At 67.9% G+C, this 16,088-nt stretch carries 14 protein-coding genes; 10 read left to right on the forward strand and 4 right to left on the reverse strand.

Annotated elements, in window-relative coordinates:
- The first annotated feature begins 49 nt into the window (after window positions 1-49).
- From folE to AB839_RS19880, 4 genes are all read left to right on the forward strand, one after another.
- Window positions 50-661, forward strand: a complete 612-nt coding sequence (gene folE, locus AB839_RS19865) for a GTP cyclohydrolase I FolE (RefSeq protein ID WP_004141296.1) — start codon at window positions 50-52, stop codon at window positions 659-661.
- A gap of 112 nt (window positions 662-773) precedes the next feature.
- Window positions 774-2,243 (forward strand): DUF3375 domain-containing protein, encoded by a 1,470-nt coding sequence (locus tag AB839_RS19870; RefSeq protein WP_061480646.1) that lies wholly within the window; start codon window positions 774-776, stop codon window positions 2,241-2,243.
- Complete coding sequence (locus AB839_RS19875; RefSeq protein WP_005421303.1) at window positions 2,230-2,931, forward strand: DUF4194 domain-containing protein; 702 nt, start codon at window positions 2,230-2,232, stop codon at window positions 2,929-2,931. Before AB839_RS19870 ends, AB839_RS19875 begins: the two co-directional genes overlap by 14 nt.
- A gap of 16 nt (window positions 2,932-2,947) precedes the next feature.
- A complete protein-coding gene (locus tag AB839_RS19880) occupies window positions 2,948-6,328 on the forward strand; it encodes an SbcC/MukB-like Walker B domain-containing protein (RefSeq protein ID WP_061480647.1) in 3,381 nt (1,126 codons plus the stop codon).
- Between the two features lie 105 nt (window positions 6,329-6,433).
- Here the strand turns inward: AB839_RS19880 and AB839_RS19885 are convergent, their stop codons facing one another.
- The gene (locus tag AB839_RS19885; protein WP_061480655.1) at window positions 6,434-7,213 is read right to left on the reverse strand and encodes a TSUP family transporter; all 780 of its coding nucleotides are present in this window, start codon (window positions 7,211-7,213) and stop codon (window positions 6,434-6,436) included.
- A gap of 102 nt (window positions 7,214-7,315) precedes the next feature.
- Here AB839_RS19885 and AB839_RS19890 point away from each other — a divergent pair, with 102 nt between their 5' ends.
- Complete coding sequence (locus AB839_RS19890; protein ID WP_061480648.1) at window positions 7,316-7,708, forward strand: YchJ family metal-binding protein; 393 nt, start codon at window positions 7,316-7,318, stop codon at window positions 7,706-7,708.
- Window positions 7,709-7,711: 3 nt separating this feature from the next.
- Here AB839_RS19890 and AB839_RS19895 read toward each other — a convergent pair whose 3' ends face one another.
- A complete protein-coding gene (locus AB839_RS19895) occupies window positions 7,712-8,992 on the reverse strand; it encodes a GGDEF domain-containing protein (RefSeq protein ID WP_061480649.1) in 1,281 nt (426 codons plus the stop codon).
- A gap of 166 nt (window positions 8,993-9,158) precedes the next feature.
- Between AB839_RS19895 and egtB the strand changes: the two genes are divergently transcribed.
- The 5 genes from egtB to AB839_RS19920 all read left to right on the forward strand — a co-directional run bounded on the left by egtB (window position 9,159) and on the right by AB839_RS19920 (window position 14,484).
- Window positions 9,159-10,430 carry an ergothioneine biosynthesis protein EgtB gene (gene egtB, locus AB839_RS19900; RefSeq protein WP_061480650.1) on the forward strand — a complete coding sequence of 424 codons (1,272 nt, stop codon included), beginning with the start codon at window positions 9,159-9,161 and terminating at the stop codon, window positions 10,428-10,430.
- The gene (egtD, locus tag AB839_RS19905; protein WP_061480651.1) at window positions 10,427-11,401 is read left to right on the forward strand and encodes an L-histidine N(alpha)-methyltransferase; all 975 of its coding nucleotides are present in this window, start codon (window positions 10,427-10,429) and stop codon (window positions 11,399-11,401) included. The genes egtB and egtD overlap by 4 nt, the downstream gene beginning before the upstream one ends.
- An 83-nt stretch (window positions 11,402-11,484) precedes the next feature.
- On the forward strand, window positions 11,485-12,753 hold the full coding sequence (locus AB839_RS19910) for a lytic murein transglycosylase (protein ID WP_061480652.1): 1,269 nt from the start codon (window positions 11,485-11,487) through the stop codon (window positions 12,751-12,753).
- A 40-nt stretch (window positions 12,754-12,793) separates the two neighbouring features.
- Window positions 12,794-13,660: a D-hexose-6-phosphate mutarotase gene (locus tag AB839_RS19915; protein ID WP_061480656.1), complete on the forward strand. Its 867-nt coding sequence runs from the start codon at window positions 12,794-12,796 to the stop codon at window positions 13,658-13,660.
- Between the two features lie 50 nt (window positions 13,661-13,710).
- On the forward strand, window positions 13,711-14,484 hold the full coding sequence (locus AB839_RS19920; RefSeq protein ID WP_061480653.1) for a DUF2628 domain-containing protein: 774 nt from the start codon (window positions 13,711-13,713) through the stop codon (window positions 14,482-14,484).
- Between the two features lie 6 nt (window positions 14,485-14,490).
- Here AB839_RS19920 and AB839_RS19925 read toward each other — a convergent pair whose 3' ends face one another.
- Together AB839_RS19925 and AB839_RS21790 are read right to left on the reverse strand one after the other, a co-directional pair.
- On the reverse strand, window positions 14,491-15,678 hold the full coding sequence (locus AB839_RS19925) for a benzoate/H(+) symporter BenE family transporter (RefSeq protein ID WP_061480654.1): 1,188 nt from the start codon (window positions 15,676-15,678) through the stop codon (window positions 14,491-14,493).
- A 94-nt stretch (window positions 15,679-15,772) separates the two neighbouring features.
- A partial coding sequence (locus AB839_RS21790) for a hypothetical protein (RefSeq protein ID WP_206743601.1) occupies window positions 15,773-16,088 on the reverse strand: 316 nt, incomplete at its 5' end.

Here is a 16,088-nt window from a genome sequence, read left to right on the forward strand (position 1 = left end):
CCCCCCGGTCGGGTACGATGCTCGCCCCCCGTTCGGGACGCTGTACGCAATGAGCAAGAACAACGAAAAGGCCGCCCCGCAGGGCGACGTGACCCAGGACCAGGCCGAGGATGCCGTGCGCACCCTGCTGCGCTGGGCCGGTGAGGACCCGTCCCGCGAAGGCCTGCTGGATACCCCCCGCCGTGTCGCCGAAGCCTATGGCGACTGGTTCAGCGGTTACCGCGATGACCCGCGCGCCTACATGGAGCGCACCTTCGAGGAAGTGGCCGGCTATGACGAACTCATCGTCCTGCGCGACATCGAGTACGAAAGCCACTGCGAACACCACATGGCGCCGATCATCGGCCGCGTGCACGTCGGCTACCTGCCGGCCGGCAAGGTGGTGGGCATCAGCAAGCTGGCCCGCGTCGTCGAAGCCTACGCCCGCCGTTTCCAGGTGCAGGAGAAGATGACCGCGCAGATCGCCCAGTGCATCCAGGATGTGCTGCAGCCGATCGGCGTCGGCGTGGTCGTCGAGGGCGCCCATGAATGCATGACCACCCGCGGCATCCACAAGCGCGGCGTCAGCATGGTCACCTCCAAGATGCTGGGCAGCTTCCGCGACGACGCGCGTACCCGCGCCGAGTTCCTGCGCTTCATCGAAGTGGGCGGCAAGCGCTGAGCCGCTTGACCGCACTCCGCCGGCCCCTGCGGGCCGGCATGCCCACGGCTGCCCGCGCGGCCGCCGCGGGCGGCTGCTCGTCCCCGCCAGCCCTCATGACTCCTTTCGCTGCATGAAGCACCGCGAACGCATCTCCCGTTACCGCCATCTGCGCGAACAGCCCCAGTGGAAGCTGCTCGCCGCCGACCACGCTCCGGAAATCATCGGCCTGCTGCAGGGGCTGCTGATGGACGGCGAGCGTACCCTGCCTTCGTCGGTGCTCAACGAGCGCCTGCAGCGTGCGCTGGATCAGCTCAACGGCGACGAACTGTCGCGCGAGCTGCCACGTACCGCGCAGGCCTACATCGCGCACTGGCTGGCCCAGGGCTGGCTGGAACGCCGCCTGCCCGAGGGCGCCGACCAGGAGCAGTACGAGCTGTCGACCGCAGCACTGCAGGCGATCCGATTCGCCGACGGCCTCGAGCAGGCCCGTGTGGCCGCCACCGAAAGCCGCCTGGCGCTGGTCATCGAACAGCTCTCGCAGCTGGCCGCGCAGACCGAATCCGATCCGGACGCCCGCCTGTCGGCGCTGCGCGACGAGCGCGACCGGATCGACGCCGAGATTGCCCGTGTCAGCGCCGGCCGTGTGATCGCGCTGGACGGCAAGCGCGCGCTGGAACGTGCGCGCCAGATCATCGGCCTGGCCGACGAGCTGACCGAGGACTTCCGCCGCGTGCGCGACGACTTCGAGCAGCTCAACCGCGAGTTCCGCGAACGCATCATCGACGACGAGGGCGAGCGCGGCGATGTGCTGTCGCAGCTGTTCGAAGGCGTGGACGTGATCGGCGAAAGTGATGCCGGGCGCAGCTTCCAGGCCTTCTGGCGCCTGCTCAACGACGCCGAGCAGAGCGCCCAGCTCGATGCCGCGCTGGAAGCGGTGCTGGCGCGTGGCTTCGCCCGCCGCCTGGACCGCAACGAACGCAACTTCCTGCGCGGCTTCACCAGCACCATGCTCGAGCGCGGTGGCCAGGTGCACGATGTGCTGCAGCACTTCGCGCGCAGCCTGCGCGGCTTCGTGCAGAGCCGTGGCTATCTGGAACAGCGTCGCCTCAACCAGCTGCTCAAGCAGGCGCAGTCCGAAGCGCTCGCTCTGCGTGACGAGTTCCCCGCACAACGTGGCATCGGCCGCGACCTGCAGCTGACCACCAGCCGCCTGCGCTCGTGGTCGCAATGGAAACTGCACGATCCGCGCAGCGCCCAGGTCGATGGCAACGTCGAATACAACGACGCAGCCGCGATCAGCCTGGAAAGCGTCGGCGATCTGGTCGCTTCGTCCGAAATCGACTTCCGCACCCTGCGCCGCGACCTGCACGACCTGCTCGATGCACAGCCGCGTCTCAGCATCGCCCAGGCCCTGTCGCAGCGCGAAGCGCCGCAGGGCCTCGGCAGCGTCATCGGCTACCTGTCGCTGGGCACGCGCTTCGGCAACGTGGTCGCCGGCGAGCAGGAGCTTGCGCAATGGCGTGGTGGCGACGGCCAGATCCGTCGCGCCCGCATCCCGCTGGTTTGGTTCACCCAGGAGAGACGCCATGAGCTGGCATGAAGATCCCATCGACGCACCGCAGGCCGACGTGGCGGAAGACGCCTACGAAGCCGAGCCGGTGGCGGCCGTGGCGCAGCCCCGCCGTGGCAACGACGTGTACTACCTCGGCGATACCGGGCGCCTGCCGCTGGATGCGCGCCGTGCGCTGTGCCAGCTGCTGATCGGCCCCAGCATCGACCAGCTGCGCCACGCCAAGCTGTGGCCGGCGCTGATCCGCAGCGAGGCGGCCATCCGCTCATCGCTGGCCGACCTGTTCCTGGAACTGGTGCTCGACCGCGACAGTGGCGTGGCGTTCACCCGCCAGGCCGATACCGAAGACGTCGATGCGCCGGTGCTGCTGCGCACCTCCCCGCTGACCTTCATCGACTCGGTGCTGCTGCTGTACCTGCGCCAGCAGCTGGCCGAGGCCGATGCGCGCGGCAACCGCGCAGTGGTCGCCGACGCCGAGATGGCCGAAGCGCTGGCCATCTACGAAAAGAACCTGTCCACCGACCGCGCCGGCTTCAACCGTCGCGTCGCATCGGCGGTGCAGAAGATGAAGGACAACCACATCCTGACCCGCCTCAGCGGCCAGGAAGACCGCCACGAAGTCTCGCCGGCGCTGAAGCTGCTGTTCTCCGCCGAAGACGTGTCCCAGCTTTCGGCGGTCTACCGCCAGCTGCGTGAAACCCCGGCCGCCGAGGCCTGAGAGACCCGACCATCGCATGGCTATCTCCAAGCACACTCCCGCCCTGTTCAACGAAGGCCTGCCGGACCCGCGCCTGCAGCAGTTCCGCATGCGCCGCCTGCAGGTACACAACTGGGGCACCTTCAACGGCCTGACCGAAGTACCGATCGCCGAGCGCGGCTTCCTTTTCGTCGGCCGCTCCGGCTCGGGCAAGTCGACCCTGCTCGATGCCATGTCCGCGCTGCTGACGCCACCGGCCATCGTCGACTTCAACGCCGCTGCGCGTGAAGCCGAGCGCAGTGGCCGCGACCGCAACCTGGTGTCCTACGTGCGCGGCGCGTGGGCCGACCAGCAGGACAGCGGCACCGGCGAAATCGCCACCCAGTACCTGCGCAAGGGCGCGACCTGGACCGCGCTGGTGCTGGAATACCGCGCCGGCGATGGCCGCGTGGTCAGCCTGGTGCGCCTGCTGTGGATCTCCGGCAACGGCACCTCGGCCGGTGATGTGCGCAAGCACTACATGATCGCCGAGCGCCCGTTCGACATCGCCAAGGACCTCGGCGGTTTCGACCTGGACCTGCGCAAGCTGAAGCAGAAGCTGCCCGACCTGCACCACTTCGACACCTTCTCCGGCTACGCCGAGCGCTTCCGCGACCTGCTCGGCATCGACAACGAGATGGCACTGCGCCTGCTGCACAAGACGCAGTCGGCGAAGAACCTGGGCGACCTCAACGTCTTCCTGCGCGACTTCATGCTCGACACGCCGAAGACCTTCGACGCCGCCGAGCGCCTGGTCAGCGACTTCGCCGAGCTTGATGGCGCGCACCAGGCGGTGGTCACTGCCCGCCGCCAGGTGGAAACCCTGTTGCCGGCGCGCGCCTACTACAACGACCTGAAGGAAATGCACCGCCGTCGTGGCGACGACGAAGCACTGAAGCTGGGTGTCGACAGCTTCCGCGAAAGCCGGCGCCAGGCGCTGATCGAAGCGCGCCTGCGCGAGATGGACGTGCGTGACCGCGGCCTGCTCGGCGAAGAATCCCAGCGCCGTGCCGCACTGGACAATCACACCGAGCGCCTGGCCGAACTGGAGCTGCAGCGCCGCCAGCAGGGCGGTGAGCGCATCGAGGAACTGGAACGCGAGCAGGGCCGTGCCGAAGCTGAGCGTGACCGCCGCCAGGCCAAGCGCGAGCAGGCACGCCAGGCGGCGCAGCAACTGGGGGCCGAACTGCCGGACGACGCCCATGGCTTCGCCGAACTGGTCGAGCGCGCACAGAACGAGCTGCAGGACCGCCAGCGTGCCTCCTCGGCACTGGACGACGCGATCAGTGACCGCCTGGGCGGCAAGCGCGATGACGAGCGCCGCTTCGGCGAGGTCCGTGCCGAACTCGAAGCGATGCAGCGCACGCCCTCCAACATCCCGGCGCCGATGCAGAAGCTGCGCGCGCGCCTGGCCGAGGAAACCGGCATCGCCGAGGCGGCACTGCCCTTCGTCGGCGAACTGATCCAGGTCCGCTCGGAAGAGCAGGGCTGGCAGGGTGCCATCGAGCGCGTGCTGGGTGGTTTCGCGCTGTCGCTGCTGGTCGATGACAAGCATTACAACGACGTCGCCGAATGGGTGAACCGTACCCATCTTGGCATGCGCTTCACCTACTACCGCGTGCGCCGCAACGATGATGCATTCGCCCGTGAGCCGTCGGCGAAGTCGCTGCTGCACAAGCTTGAACTGCGCGAGCATGTGTTCGAAAGCTGGCTGCGCCGCGAGCTGGGCAAGCGCTTCGACTACGAATGCGTGGATGCCAAGCAGCTGCGCAACGTCGACCGCGGCATCACCCGCGAAGGCCAGGTCAAGCATCCCGGCGACCGTTTCGAGAAGGACGACCGCAGTGCGGTGGGCGACCGCCGTCGCTGGATCCTCGGCTTCAACAACCACGACAAGGTGGGCGCCTTCGAGCGCGAAGCACAGGAGCTGGCCAAGCGCATCGCCAGCTGCGAGACCGACATCGCGCGCCTGCGCGGGCAGCGTGACCGCGACAACGAACGCCGCCTGGCCTGCCACGAGCTGGTCAGCATCAGCTGGAACGAGATCGACATCGCCGCTCCGCAGCAGCGCCTGAGCGATATCGAAGCCACCCTGCGCGACCTGCGCGAAGGCAACGCCGATCTCGCCAAGCTGGCCAAGCAGATCGACGCCGTGCGCGCCGACATCGAGCAGTCCCGCCGCACCTATGAAGACGTCCGCGTCGAGCGCGGCCAGCTGGTCAAGGAACGTGATCGCCTGGACCGCGCACGCCAGCAGAGCCGTGCACTGGTGCTGCCGAGCCTGGCCCAGGAGCAGGAAGCCGGCCTCGCCGAGCGCCTGCAGGAACAGGGTCCGCTCAGCCTGGAAACGCTCGAAGCGCACATGCGCCAGGTCAGCAACGCGCTGAACGAGCAGTTGTCGTCCTCGCAGCAGGACCTCAACCGCATCGAGAACCAGCTGATCGGCTGCTTCCGTCGCTTCATCCAGCAGTGGCCGGAGGAGTCGGGCGACTTCACCGTGTCGGTGGCCTCGGCCGAGGACTTCCTCGCACGCCTCGAACGGCTGGAACGCGACGGCCTGCCACAGCACGAAGAGCGCTTCTTCGACCTGCTGCAGAACCAGAGCAAGAACAACCTGCTGGCCCTGCAGCGTCACAGCGCAGAGGCCCGCAAGTCGATCGGCCAGCGCCTGGACGAGGTGAACGCCAGCCTGGAGCAGGTGCCGTTCAACCGTGGCACGCTGCTGACCATCGAACTGAGCGACCGCCGCCTGCCGGAGGTCGCTGAGTTCCACCTGCAGCTGCGCGAGGTGCTGTCGCAGCAGCAGACCGAGCAGCGCGAGCTGGCCGAATCGCAGTTCACCGTGCTGCGCCAGCTGGTCAACCGCCTCGGCTCGCAGGAAGGCGAGGACAAGCGCTGGCGCGAGCTGGTGCTGGACGTGCGCATGCACGTGGAGTTCATCGGCGTCGAGCTGGATGCGGAAACGCGCCAGCAGGTCGAGATCTACCGCAGCGGCGCCGGCAAGTCCGGTGGCCAGCGCCAGAAGCTGGCCACCACCTGCCTGGCGGCCGCGCTGCGCTACCAGCTTGGCGGCGCTGACAGCCAGCTGCCCAGCTACGCGGCGGTCGTGCTCGACGAGGCCTTCGACAAGGCCGACAACGAGTTCACCGCGCTGGCGATGAACATCTTCGACAACTTCGGCTTCCAGATGGTGGTCGCCACCCCGCTGAAGTCGGTGATGACGCTGGAGCCGTTCATCGGTGGCGCCTGCTTCGTCGAAATCAGCGGCCGCCACGACTCCGGCGTGCTGCTGATCGAGTACGACGAAGAGGGCAAGCGCCTGAAGCTGCCCGAGCGCAGCCGCCAGCAGGCCAACGAACCGGAAGAAGCCGAGGCCTGAGCGCCTCGGGCAATCCACCTGTAGAGCCGAGCCATGCTCGGCTGCTCTTCGCGACCGGAAACGGCGTGCCAACCAAGGTTGGCACCTACCATTTCATAACGTCCCTCACGAACCGCGGAACGTATCCCACGCCATCCGCGCGATCAGCACCACCACCAGCCCCACGAACAGCTTGCGGATGAACGGCGTGCCGCCCTTCAGCGCCAGGCGCGTGCCCACCACCGAACCGATGATGTTGGCTGCGGCCATTGGCAGCGCGAACAGCCACAGGATGTTGCCGGTCGGCACGAAGAACGAGATCGCTGCCACGTTGGTCGCCAGGTTCACGACCTTCGACGCCGCTGACGCGCGCAGGAAATCCAGCCCGAAGAAGCGCACGAACAGGAAGATCAGGAAACTGCCGGTGCCTGGCCCGAAGAAGCCGTCGTAGAAGCCGATCGCCGCACCGATCGCCAGCGCGATCACCAGTTCGCGGCGGCCGATCTCCTGCGGCCGGTGCAACGCACCGAAGTCCTTCTTCCACAGCGTGTAGGCCAGCATCGCGACCAGCAGCACCAGCACCAGCGGCCGTACAGCATCCTTCGGCAACAGGCTGACCGCCGTGGCCCCGGCAAAGGAAAAGATGAAAGCGGTGCCGGCCGCGAACAGCACCGGCTTCCACGGGAAGCGCACATTGCGCGCATAGCGCCAGGCAGCCGCACCGGTACCGAACATCGAACTGAACTTGTTGGTACCAAACAGCATCGCCGGTGTCTGCTGTGGCAGCACCGTGAACAGGCCGGGCAGCTGCACCAGGCCACCGCCACCGACGGCGGCATCCACAAGGCCGGCGATGAAGGCGATCACCACCAGCCACCACAACTCAGGGGGAACCAGTTCCAGCACGGCGATCAATCAATGTGGGGGCGCGACAGCATACGCCTGTCCTGATCCGGGCGACTGCCGCCGCGCGTGCATCAATTCCTGCAACCCGGCGACAATGCCGGCATGAGCCGAAAATCCGCCGATCCCTGCCCCTGTGGCCTTCCCGCCGATTATCCCGCCTGCTGTGGCCGTTTCCATGCCGGCGAGGCCGCGCCCGATGCCGAGCGCCTGATGCGTTCGCGCTACAGCGCCTATGTGAGGGGCTTGGCCGGCTACCTGCGCCACACCTGGCACCCGGACACACGTCCGGCCGAGCTGTCGCTGGACGACGCGCCAGGCCAGCGCACCCATTGGCTGGGCCTGACCGTGCACGACCACACGGTCACCGGCGCAGACAGTGCTGAAGTGCGCTTCACCGCGCGCTACCGCATCGGCGGCGGCAGCGCGGTGAGAATGACCGAGCACAGCCGATTCCGGCGCATCGACGGCCGCTGGTATTACCTCGACGCGGTCTGAGTCCTACGCACTGGATGCAGCCAGCAGGCGCTGGCCGCCGTGCGCGCGGACCTGGTTGCGACCTCCGTCCTTGGCCATGTACAGCGCCTGGTCGGCGGCCTTGATCACTGCCGTTGGTCGCGGATCCACGCGGCTGTCGGCCAGCCCGATACTCACCGTCACCTGCACCACCTGGCCGGTGCCGCCGCGTCCGCGCTGCTGACGGCCGGCTTCGTCGTCACGGCTGCGGGTGCTGCGGTCGCGCAGCTGCATGCGGGTGTCCTCGATGCTCTGCCGCAGTGCTTCGACGGCCTCAATGCAGGCCGCCGCTGGGCGGTCGAGGAACACCACTGCGAATTCCTCGCCGCCATAGCGGAACGCTCGGCCACCGTCGCCGACACGCGCCAGCCGCGACCCCACCAGGCGCAGCACGTCGTCGCCGGTGTCGTGGCCGTGGGTGTCGTTGAACGACTTGAAGTGGTCCACGTCCACCATCGCGATGCTGTAGGTGCCGCGCGCCCGCTGCAGGGTCTCGTTGAACGCCCGTCGCCCGGGCAGGCCGGTCAGCTCATCGCGGAAGGCCATGTGGAAGGATTCCTGCAGCATCGCGCCCAGCATCAGCAGCAGGGCGGCGCTGCTCAGCGCCGGCAGCAGTACCGGCTGCAGGAAGATCCGCGGCAGCATCCACCACAGGCACAGCAGGGCCAGCAGCATCGCCGTGTGCAGTGGCCGCGGATGCCGCCACGCCTGCCAGCCCAGTGCTGCGGTCGCAAGCAGGAACAGCAGCGCCGGCAGCTGCGCCAGCGCGTTCCAGTCGGCGGGAATCCAGGCCCAGTGACGGCTCGACAGCAGATCGTGCATGCCCTGCGGCTGTTGTGCCGCAAGCAGCAGGAAGATCACCAGGGCCGCGCCGCAGACCACGCTGCGCAGCAGCAGGTCCTGGCGTCGGCGTCCGCGTTCCGGCCACAGTGCCAGCCCGGCAAACAGCAGCGGCACCCAGGCCGAGATTGCGTGGAAGCGCAACGGAGTCAAGGCGCCGACATGGCCGCTGCGCAGGTAGCCCCCGACGTCCCGGTGCAGCAGGGCGAACACCACCGCCACGACCAGCAGCAGGCACAACGTGCGTATCTGGTGGTAGAGCAGGGCCAGGCCCGCGCCGAGGCAGGCCAGCAGCCAGGGCAGGATGCGTTGGGCCGGGCTGGCCACATCCTCGGTGCCCAGTGCCATCCACAGCACCAGGACGACCAGCACGGCGGGCAGCACGAACAGGTAATGCGCAGGCTGGCGGAGTGGATGCAGGGGCACGCAGGAAGTCCAGTGCGGTGACGATGCGGCCGCAACACTGCCGTTAGCGGCGTCCTCACCCGCTTCTTGAACACGCGCTTTTTGAAAAGGTATGCCCGCAACCATGTGAATGGGGCAGTGTGCCGCCATGACGTCGCACTCACCGCACTGCGCCGATGCTGTAGGCATGGACAGCGTACCCACCGCCGTCGCTGCCCCGCAGCACGACCTCGCCCACCACTTCGCACATGTGCGTGCCCGCAGCCTGCAGTTGGCCGCACCGCTCAGTGCAGAGGACGCCATGCTGCAGAGCATGGCCGACGCCAGTCCCAGCAAGTGGCACCTGGCCCATACCACCTGGTTCTTCGAACGCTTCGTGCTGGCGGGATTCGCCAGTGCGCCTGCGCGTGATCCAGCCTGGGACTATCTTTTCAACAGCTACTACAAAAGCATCGGTCCAGCGCACGCGCGGCCGCAACGCGGCCTGTTGTCGCGGCCCTCGCTGCAGCAGGTGCGCGACTACCGCCAGCAGGTCGATGCACAGGTGCAATCGCGACTGGCGGCGGGTGACCTCGACGCGCAGGCGCTGCACCACCTGCAGTTGGGCCTGCAGCACGAACAGCAGCACCAGGAACTGCTGTTGACCGACATCAAGCATGCGTTGTGGTGCAATCCGTTGCAGCCGGCCTACCGCGAGGACCTGCAGCCTGCCACCAGCGCTGCCAGTGCGCAGGGCTGGACCGAATCACCCGAACGCATCGTCACCATTGGCGCCGCTGCCTGGCCGCAGCACGTCGCCTTTGCCTACGACAACGAATCGCCGGCGCATCGCGTGCTGCTCCCCGCACACGCACTTGCAGAGCGTCCCGTGAGCAATGGCGAGTACCTCGCCTTCATCGAGGCTGGCGGCTACCGCGAGCCGCGCTGGTGGCTCAGCGAAGGCTGGGCGTTGCGCGAAACCGAGGGCTGGCAGCACCCGCTGTACTGGGACGATGCCCTGCAGCGCGAGTACACCCTCGGCGGTTGGCGAGAGCTGGACCCGCATGCGCCGGTCTGCCACCTCAGCTATTACGAGGCCGATGCCTGCGCGCGCTGGGCTGGTGCGCGCCTGCCCAGCGAGTTCGAGTGGGAAGCCGCCGCTGCGTCGCAGCCCCTGCGTGGCCATTTTGCCGACGACGATCAGCTGCACCCTCGGGCGGGGCAGGGCAGTGGGCTGCGGCAGCTGTTCGGCGATGTATGGGAATGGACCCACAGCGCGTATGGCGCCTATCCGGGCTTTCGCCCTTTCGCCGGCAACCTCGGTGAATACAACGGCAAGTTCATGTGCGGGCAATGGGTGCTGCGCGGTGGCAGCTGCGCCACGCCGCGTGGCCACGTGCGTGCCAGCTACCGCAACTTCTTCATGCCCCCGGCGCGTTGGCAGTTCTCCGGGCTGCGCCTGGCCAGGGATCTCGCATGAGTACGGTGCAGGACGCGCTGCAGGCGCTGACCGATCTCACTCCCGGCCGCCAGCAGATCCTTGCCGACGTGGTGGCCGGGCTGTTGCGCACGCCCCGCCAGCTGCCGTCCAAGTACTTCTACGATGCACGCGGCTCGCGCCTGTTCGAGCAGATCACGCATACGCCCGAGTACTACCCCACGCGCACCGAGCTGGCCCTGCTTTCACGGGTACTGCCGGACATCGCCCGAAGCGTCGGGCCGCACCTGCACGTGGTGGAACTGGGCAGCGGCAGTGGCCGCAAGACCGCGTTGCTGCTGGCCGCCCTGCACGACCCGGTGGCCTACACGCCGATTGAAATCTCACGTGCCGCGCTGCTGTCCAGCATCGACCATCTGGCCCCGGCGCTGCCCGAGGTGGAGATGCTGCCGGTCTGTGCCGACTTTACCCGTCCCGTCGCCGTACCCATGCCCGAACGCGAACCCGCGCGACGGCTGCTGTTCTTCCCGGGTTCCACGCTGGGCAACTTTGAAGGCGAGGACGCGGTCGCGCTGCTGCACGCGATGCGCCAGACCATGGGGCATGATGGCCTGGCCCTGGTCGGCATCGACCTGCACAAGGACCCGGCGTTGATCGAGGCGGCCTACAACGATGCGCAGGGCGTCACCGCCGCATTCACCCTCAACCTGCTGGCCCGCCTGAACCGCGAGATCGGCAGCGACTTCGATCTCGATGGCTTCCGTCATCGTGCACGCTACAGCACCGCGCGGTTGCGCATCGAGACCGATCTGGTCAGCCAGCGGGCACAGGACGTCCACCTGGATGGCCGCATTTTCCACTTCGCCGCCGGTGAACCCATTCGCGTCGAGTACAGCCACAAGTACACCGAGGACAGCTTCGACGCGCTGTTGCGGCAGGCGGGCCTGCAGGTGGCGCAGCGATGGGATGCCGAAAGCCCCGCCTATGGCCTGCGCCTGCTGCGCCGCGCCTGAGGTGGTGGCCAGCCGGTGCCCCTTCAGGTTCGGCGGCACCGCTGCCCCTAAGATGGCCGTGCAACGGCAACACGGAGGACGCCATGCCTGTTCTGACCACGCTCGGCCTGGCGGCCGCCCTTGCGTCGACCCCGGCGCTGCCTGCGGCTTCCGCCGCCAGCACCGATCCGGCGTTCAGCCGCTGCTTGGCGGGCCTGCAGGCCACCGCCGCGACCCAGGGCATCGGCGCTGACCGCTTCAACGAGATCACCGCCGGGCTCACCCCGGACCCCAGCGTGCTCGGCCTGCTCGATGCACAGCCCGAGTTCACCACGCCGATCTGGGACTACCTGGCCGCGCTGGTCGATCGCCAGCGCGTCGCTGATGGCCGCGCCCTGCTGCAGCAGCACCGCGACCTGCTCGATCGCGTGTCGGCCCAGTATGGCGTCGATCCGGCCACCATCGTCGCGGTCTGGGGCGTGGAGAGCGACTACGGCCGCGTGTTCGGCAAGCGCCCGCTGCTGCAGTCATTGGTCACGCTGTCGTGCGCCGGCCGCCGCCAACCTTTTTTCCGCGGTGAGCTGCTGGCGCTGCTCAAGCTGATCGACCGCGGCGACCTGCAGGCACAGGGGCTCACCGGCTCCTGGGCCGGTGCCTTCGGGCACACCCAGTTCATGCCCAGCACCTATGCACGCATCGCCGTGGACGGTGATGGCGATGGCCGCCGCGATCTGGTCGGCAGCATCCCCGATGCGCTGGCCTCCACCGCCAACTACCTCAAGCGTGCCGGTTGGCGCAGTGGGGAACCATGGGGCATGGAGGTGCATGTGCCCGCCGGCTTCAACGCCAGCCAGGCCGGCCGCACCCAGCGTCGTGCCCTGGCCGATTGGCGCGCGCAGGGCGTGACCGCGCTGGATGGCAGCGCGTTGGCTCCGGCCGACCTGCCGGCGGATGCGCGCGCCGCCCTGCTGCTGCCGGCCGGCAACAAGGGCCCGGCGTTGCTGGTGTTCCGCAACTACGACGCGATCTACAGCTACAACGCTGCCGAAAGCTATGCGCTGGCGATCGCGACGCTTGCCGACCAGCTGCGCGGCGGCAACGGGCTGGCTACCGCCTGGCCGACCGACGATCCAGGCCTGGGCCGCGATGAGCGTCGCCAGCTGCAGACCCTGCTGCTGGCCCGCGGCCACGACATCGGTGCCGCCGACGGCATGATCGGTACCGCCACGCGTCGCGCGATCCAGGCCGAGCAGCAGCGCCTGGGCTGGAGCGAGGTGGACGGCCGCGCAGGCCAGCGCATCCTGCGCACGCTGCAGGAAGAGGCGGCCGCCATCGCACCCGCTGGGCAGAATGCCTTGCCGGCGGCACGTTGACCGCGACATCATCGCCGCGGTCTTCAAGGAGCGTCATCGCATGCAGTCGAATCCGGACATCAGCACCGGCCTGTATCACGGCCTGGAGGCCTGGCAGGTGCGAACCGCCAATGCCACAGCGGTCGTGAGTGTGTTTGGTGGCCAGCTGCTGTCGTTCATTCCCGATGGGCAGCCCGATCTGTTCTGGCTTTCGCCCACGCGCGTCGAGCTGCCCACGCCCATCCGCGGTGGCGTCCCGGTGTGCTGGCCGTGGTTCGGCCGCCAGGGCCAGAGTGCCGATGTACCGGCGCACGGCCTGGTACGTACGGCGCGCTGGGAGCTTCTGCATGCTAGGCAGAGCGATGACGGTGAGGTCGAGCTGCAGTTGGCACCTGCGCCCTGCGCCGATCCCGGCCTGCGCCTGCAGATGCAGCTGCGCATCGGCCGCCAGCTGCGCCAGCAGCTCGTCACCGAGAACACCGGAACCTCGCCGGTGACCTTCACCCAGGCACTGCACAGCTACTTCCGGGTCGGCGATGCCACTCGTGTCGAGGTCGATGGCCTCGACGGCCTGCAGTACCTGGACAAGTACGAGGACGGCGCGCAGCTGCGCCAGCAGCAGGGGCCCTGGTCGCTGTGTGACCCGCGCGATCCGGGGCGCAGCGACCGCATCTATACCGGTGCCGGCGGCCACTACGTGCTTCGCGATCCCGTCCTGCAGCGGCGGATCGAGATCCGCAGCGAAGGCAGCCAGACCCTGGTGGCCTGGAACCCGGGCATGGAGGCAGCGGCGAAGATGGCCGATGTCGGCGAGGGCTGGCGCGATTACGTGTGCCTGGAAGTGGCCAACGCCGGGCCAGAGCAGATTACGCTTGCGGCGGGTGCGCGCCATCAACTGGTGCAGACCCTGGGCAGTACCGCGCTGTAGGCGCTTGCAGCGGTTCCAGTTTGTCGAGGCAGGTAGCAGGGACGGAAAACATGCAGGAAGCACAATGGTGGTACGCCAATGGCAGGCAGAGCAGTGGGCCGGTGGATCTGGCCGGTCTTCGCCAGCTGCAGCGGCAAGGGACGGTTACGGCGCGCACCCTGCTCTGGTGCGAAGGCATGCCCTCATGGCGGCCGTTGGCCGAACTGGAGCAGGCTTCCATTCCCACCGAGGTGGCTCCGGCCCCGGATATCGACGCAGCCCCTGCAGTTGAGGGCATTGCGCCGAATATCGGCGATCCGTCCGATCCCTATCGTGCGCCGGTCGCTGTACCGGACAGGGCTGCGGCTGCGGGGCTGGAGGGCGAGAGGGCCTTGTACGCCAGCGTGGTCGGCGGCAACTTCCCGATCTATCGCCAGCGCTGGCGGCTGGATCAGGGCATTGCCACGGGCAGTGGCACCTGGCACTGGCCGGCCTTCCTGCTTGGCCCGATCTGGATGATGTACCGCAAAATGTACCGCCTGGCGGCAATGTGGGTCGGTCTGCTGCTGCTGATCAGCGTGGTGGAGACCTTGCTGGATGTGCCCGAAGGCGTGTCGCTGGTCATCACCATCGCGCTCAGCGTCACCACCGGCACCTTTGGCAACACCTGGTACCTGGCACACTGCCAGCGCATGATCGCTCAGGCCCGTGCCGTCAGCGGCGGCGATGACGCATGGCTGCGCAGCGAGCTGACCGCACGCGGCGGGACCAGCGTAGCCGCCACACTGGCCGCCATCGTCATCTCGGTGGTGTTGAGCACCGTCGGCGCCGCACTGGCGGGGTAGGGCAGGTCAGCGGCCCTGATGGGGCCGCAGCACCAGCAGGCACAGCGCACCGGCCACCAGCCCCCAGAACGCCGAGCCGATGCCGGCCAGGGAGACGCCCGAGGCGGTGACCAGGAAGGTGACCAGTGCCGCCTCGCGGTCCCGCTCTACCGCCAGCGCACTGGCCAGGCTGTTGGCGATGGTGCCGAACAGCGCGATACCGGCCACGCACGCCACCAGCTCGCTGGGGAAGGCCGCGAACAGTGCGGCCACGGTGGCGCCGAACAGTCCGATGATGATGTAGAAGGCACCTGCCGCCATGGCGGCGGTATAGCGTCGTGCCGGGTCCTCATGTGCATCACGGCCCATGCAGATCGCGGCGGTGATTGCCGCCAGGTTCAGCGCGTAGGCACCGAACGGCGCCAGCAAGGTATTGACCACGCCGATCCAGCCGATCAGCGGCGACACCGGCGCGTCATAGCCGGAGGCACGCATCACTGCCACACCGGGAATGTTCTGCGAGGCCATGGTGACCACGAACAGGGGCAGGGCGATGCCGGCTACCGCAGTCCAGGACAGGGATGGGGTCACCCATTGCGGCATCGCCAGTTGCAGCTGCACCTGCTGTGCGTGCAGCAGGCCACGGCTGGCTGCGACCGCGATGCCGACCAGCAGTGTGGCGATCACCGCATAGCGCGGGAACAGGCGGCGTCCCGCCAGCCAGGTGGCGAACATTGCCAGTGCCAGTACCAGCTGGGAATTCATGGCCACGAACACGTCCAGACCGAAGCGCAGCAGCACGCCGGCCAGCATGCCGGCGGCCAGCGCCATCGGCACCCGCTGCATCAATCGTGCGAACACCCCGGAGAAGCCTGCCAGCATGCCAAGCACTGCGGCGAGCAGGAATGCACCGGTGGCCTCGGCGAGCGAGGCGCCACCTGCACCGACCACCAGCATCGCCGCGCCCGGTGTCGACCATGCGGTCACCACCGGCACGCGATAGCGCAGCGACAGTCCGATGCAGGTGACACCCATGCCCAGTCCCAGTGCCCACATCCATGAGGCGATCTGTGCCTGGTCGGCGCCGACAGCCTGGGCGGCCTGGAACACGATCACGGCTGAGCTGGCGAAGCCGACCAGCACCGTAATGAAGCCAGCGACGATGGCCGGCATCGAAAGATCGCGCCACCACGCGCGCCGCACCTGCATGCTCATTGCTCTGTCTCCACTGTGCATCCTTGCATTGATAGGGGTTGCGGCGTTGACCGCGCAACGCGCGGGCAACGCCGCCGCGATCTTCGAGCGTACGTCATGCGTGATGTCGCGACGCTTCTGTCATCACCGTGCAAAAAAAAGCCTTGACGAAATCTGCAGGATCTCTAGAATTCGCCCCCTTGCTGCAGCGCATCGCTTCCCCGGAAACGACACGCGAACAGCGACGCCACCACCGACGAACGCGTTGATCGAACGAAGGTGTTGACGGACTCGAAAAGTCCGGCATAATAGGCGGCTCGCAACGACGAAAGACCCTCGGGTCCAACGACGAAGCAGCATCGGCAACAACGTCCACTCCGGTGAGACGGCCTTGAAAAAAGGTGTTGACGAAGCGGAAAAGCCGGCTATAA

This window comes from Stenotrophomonas sp. DDT-1, assembly GCF_001580555.1.
GTDB lineage: Bacteria > Pseudomonadota > Gammaproteobacteria > Xanthomonadales > Xanthomonadaceae > Stenotrophomonas > Stenotrophomonas sepilia.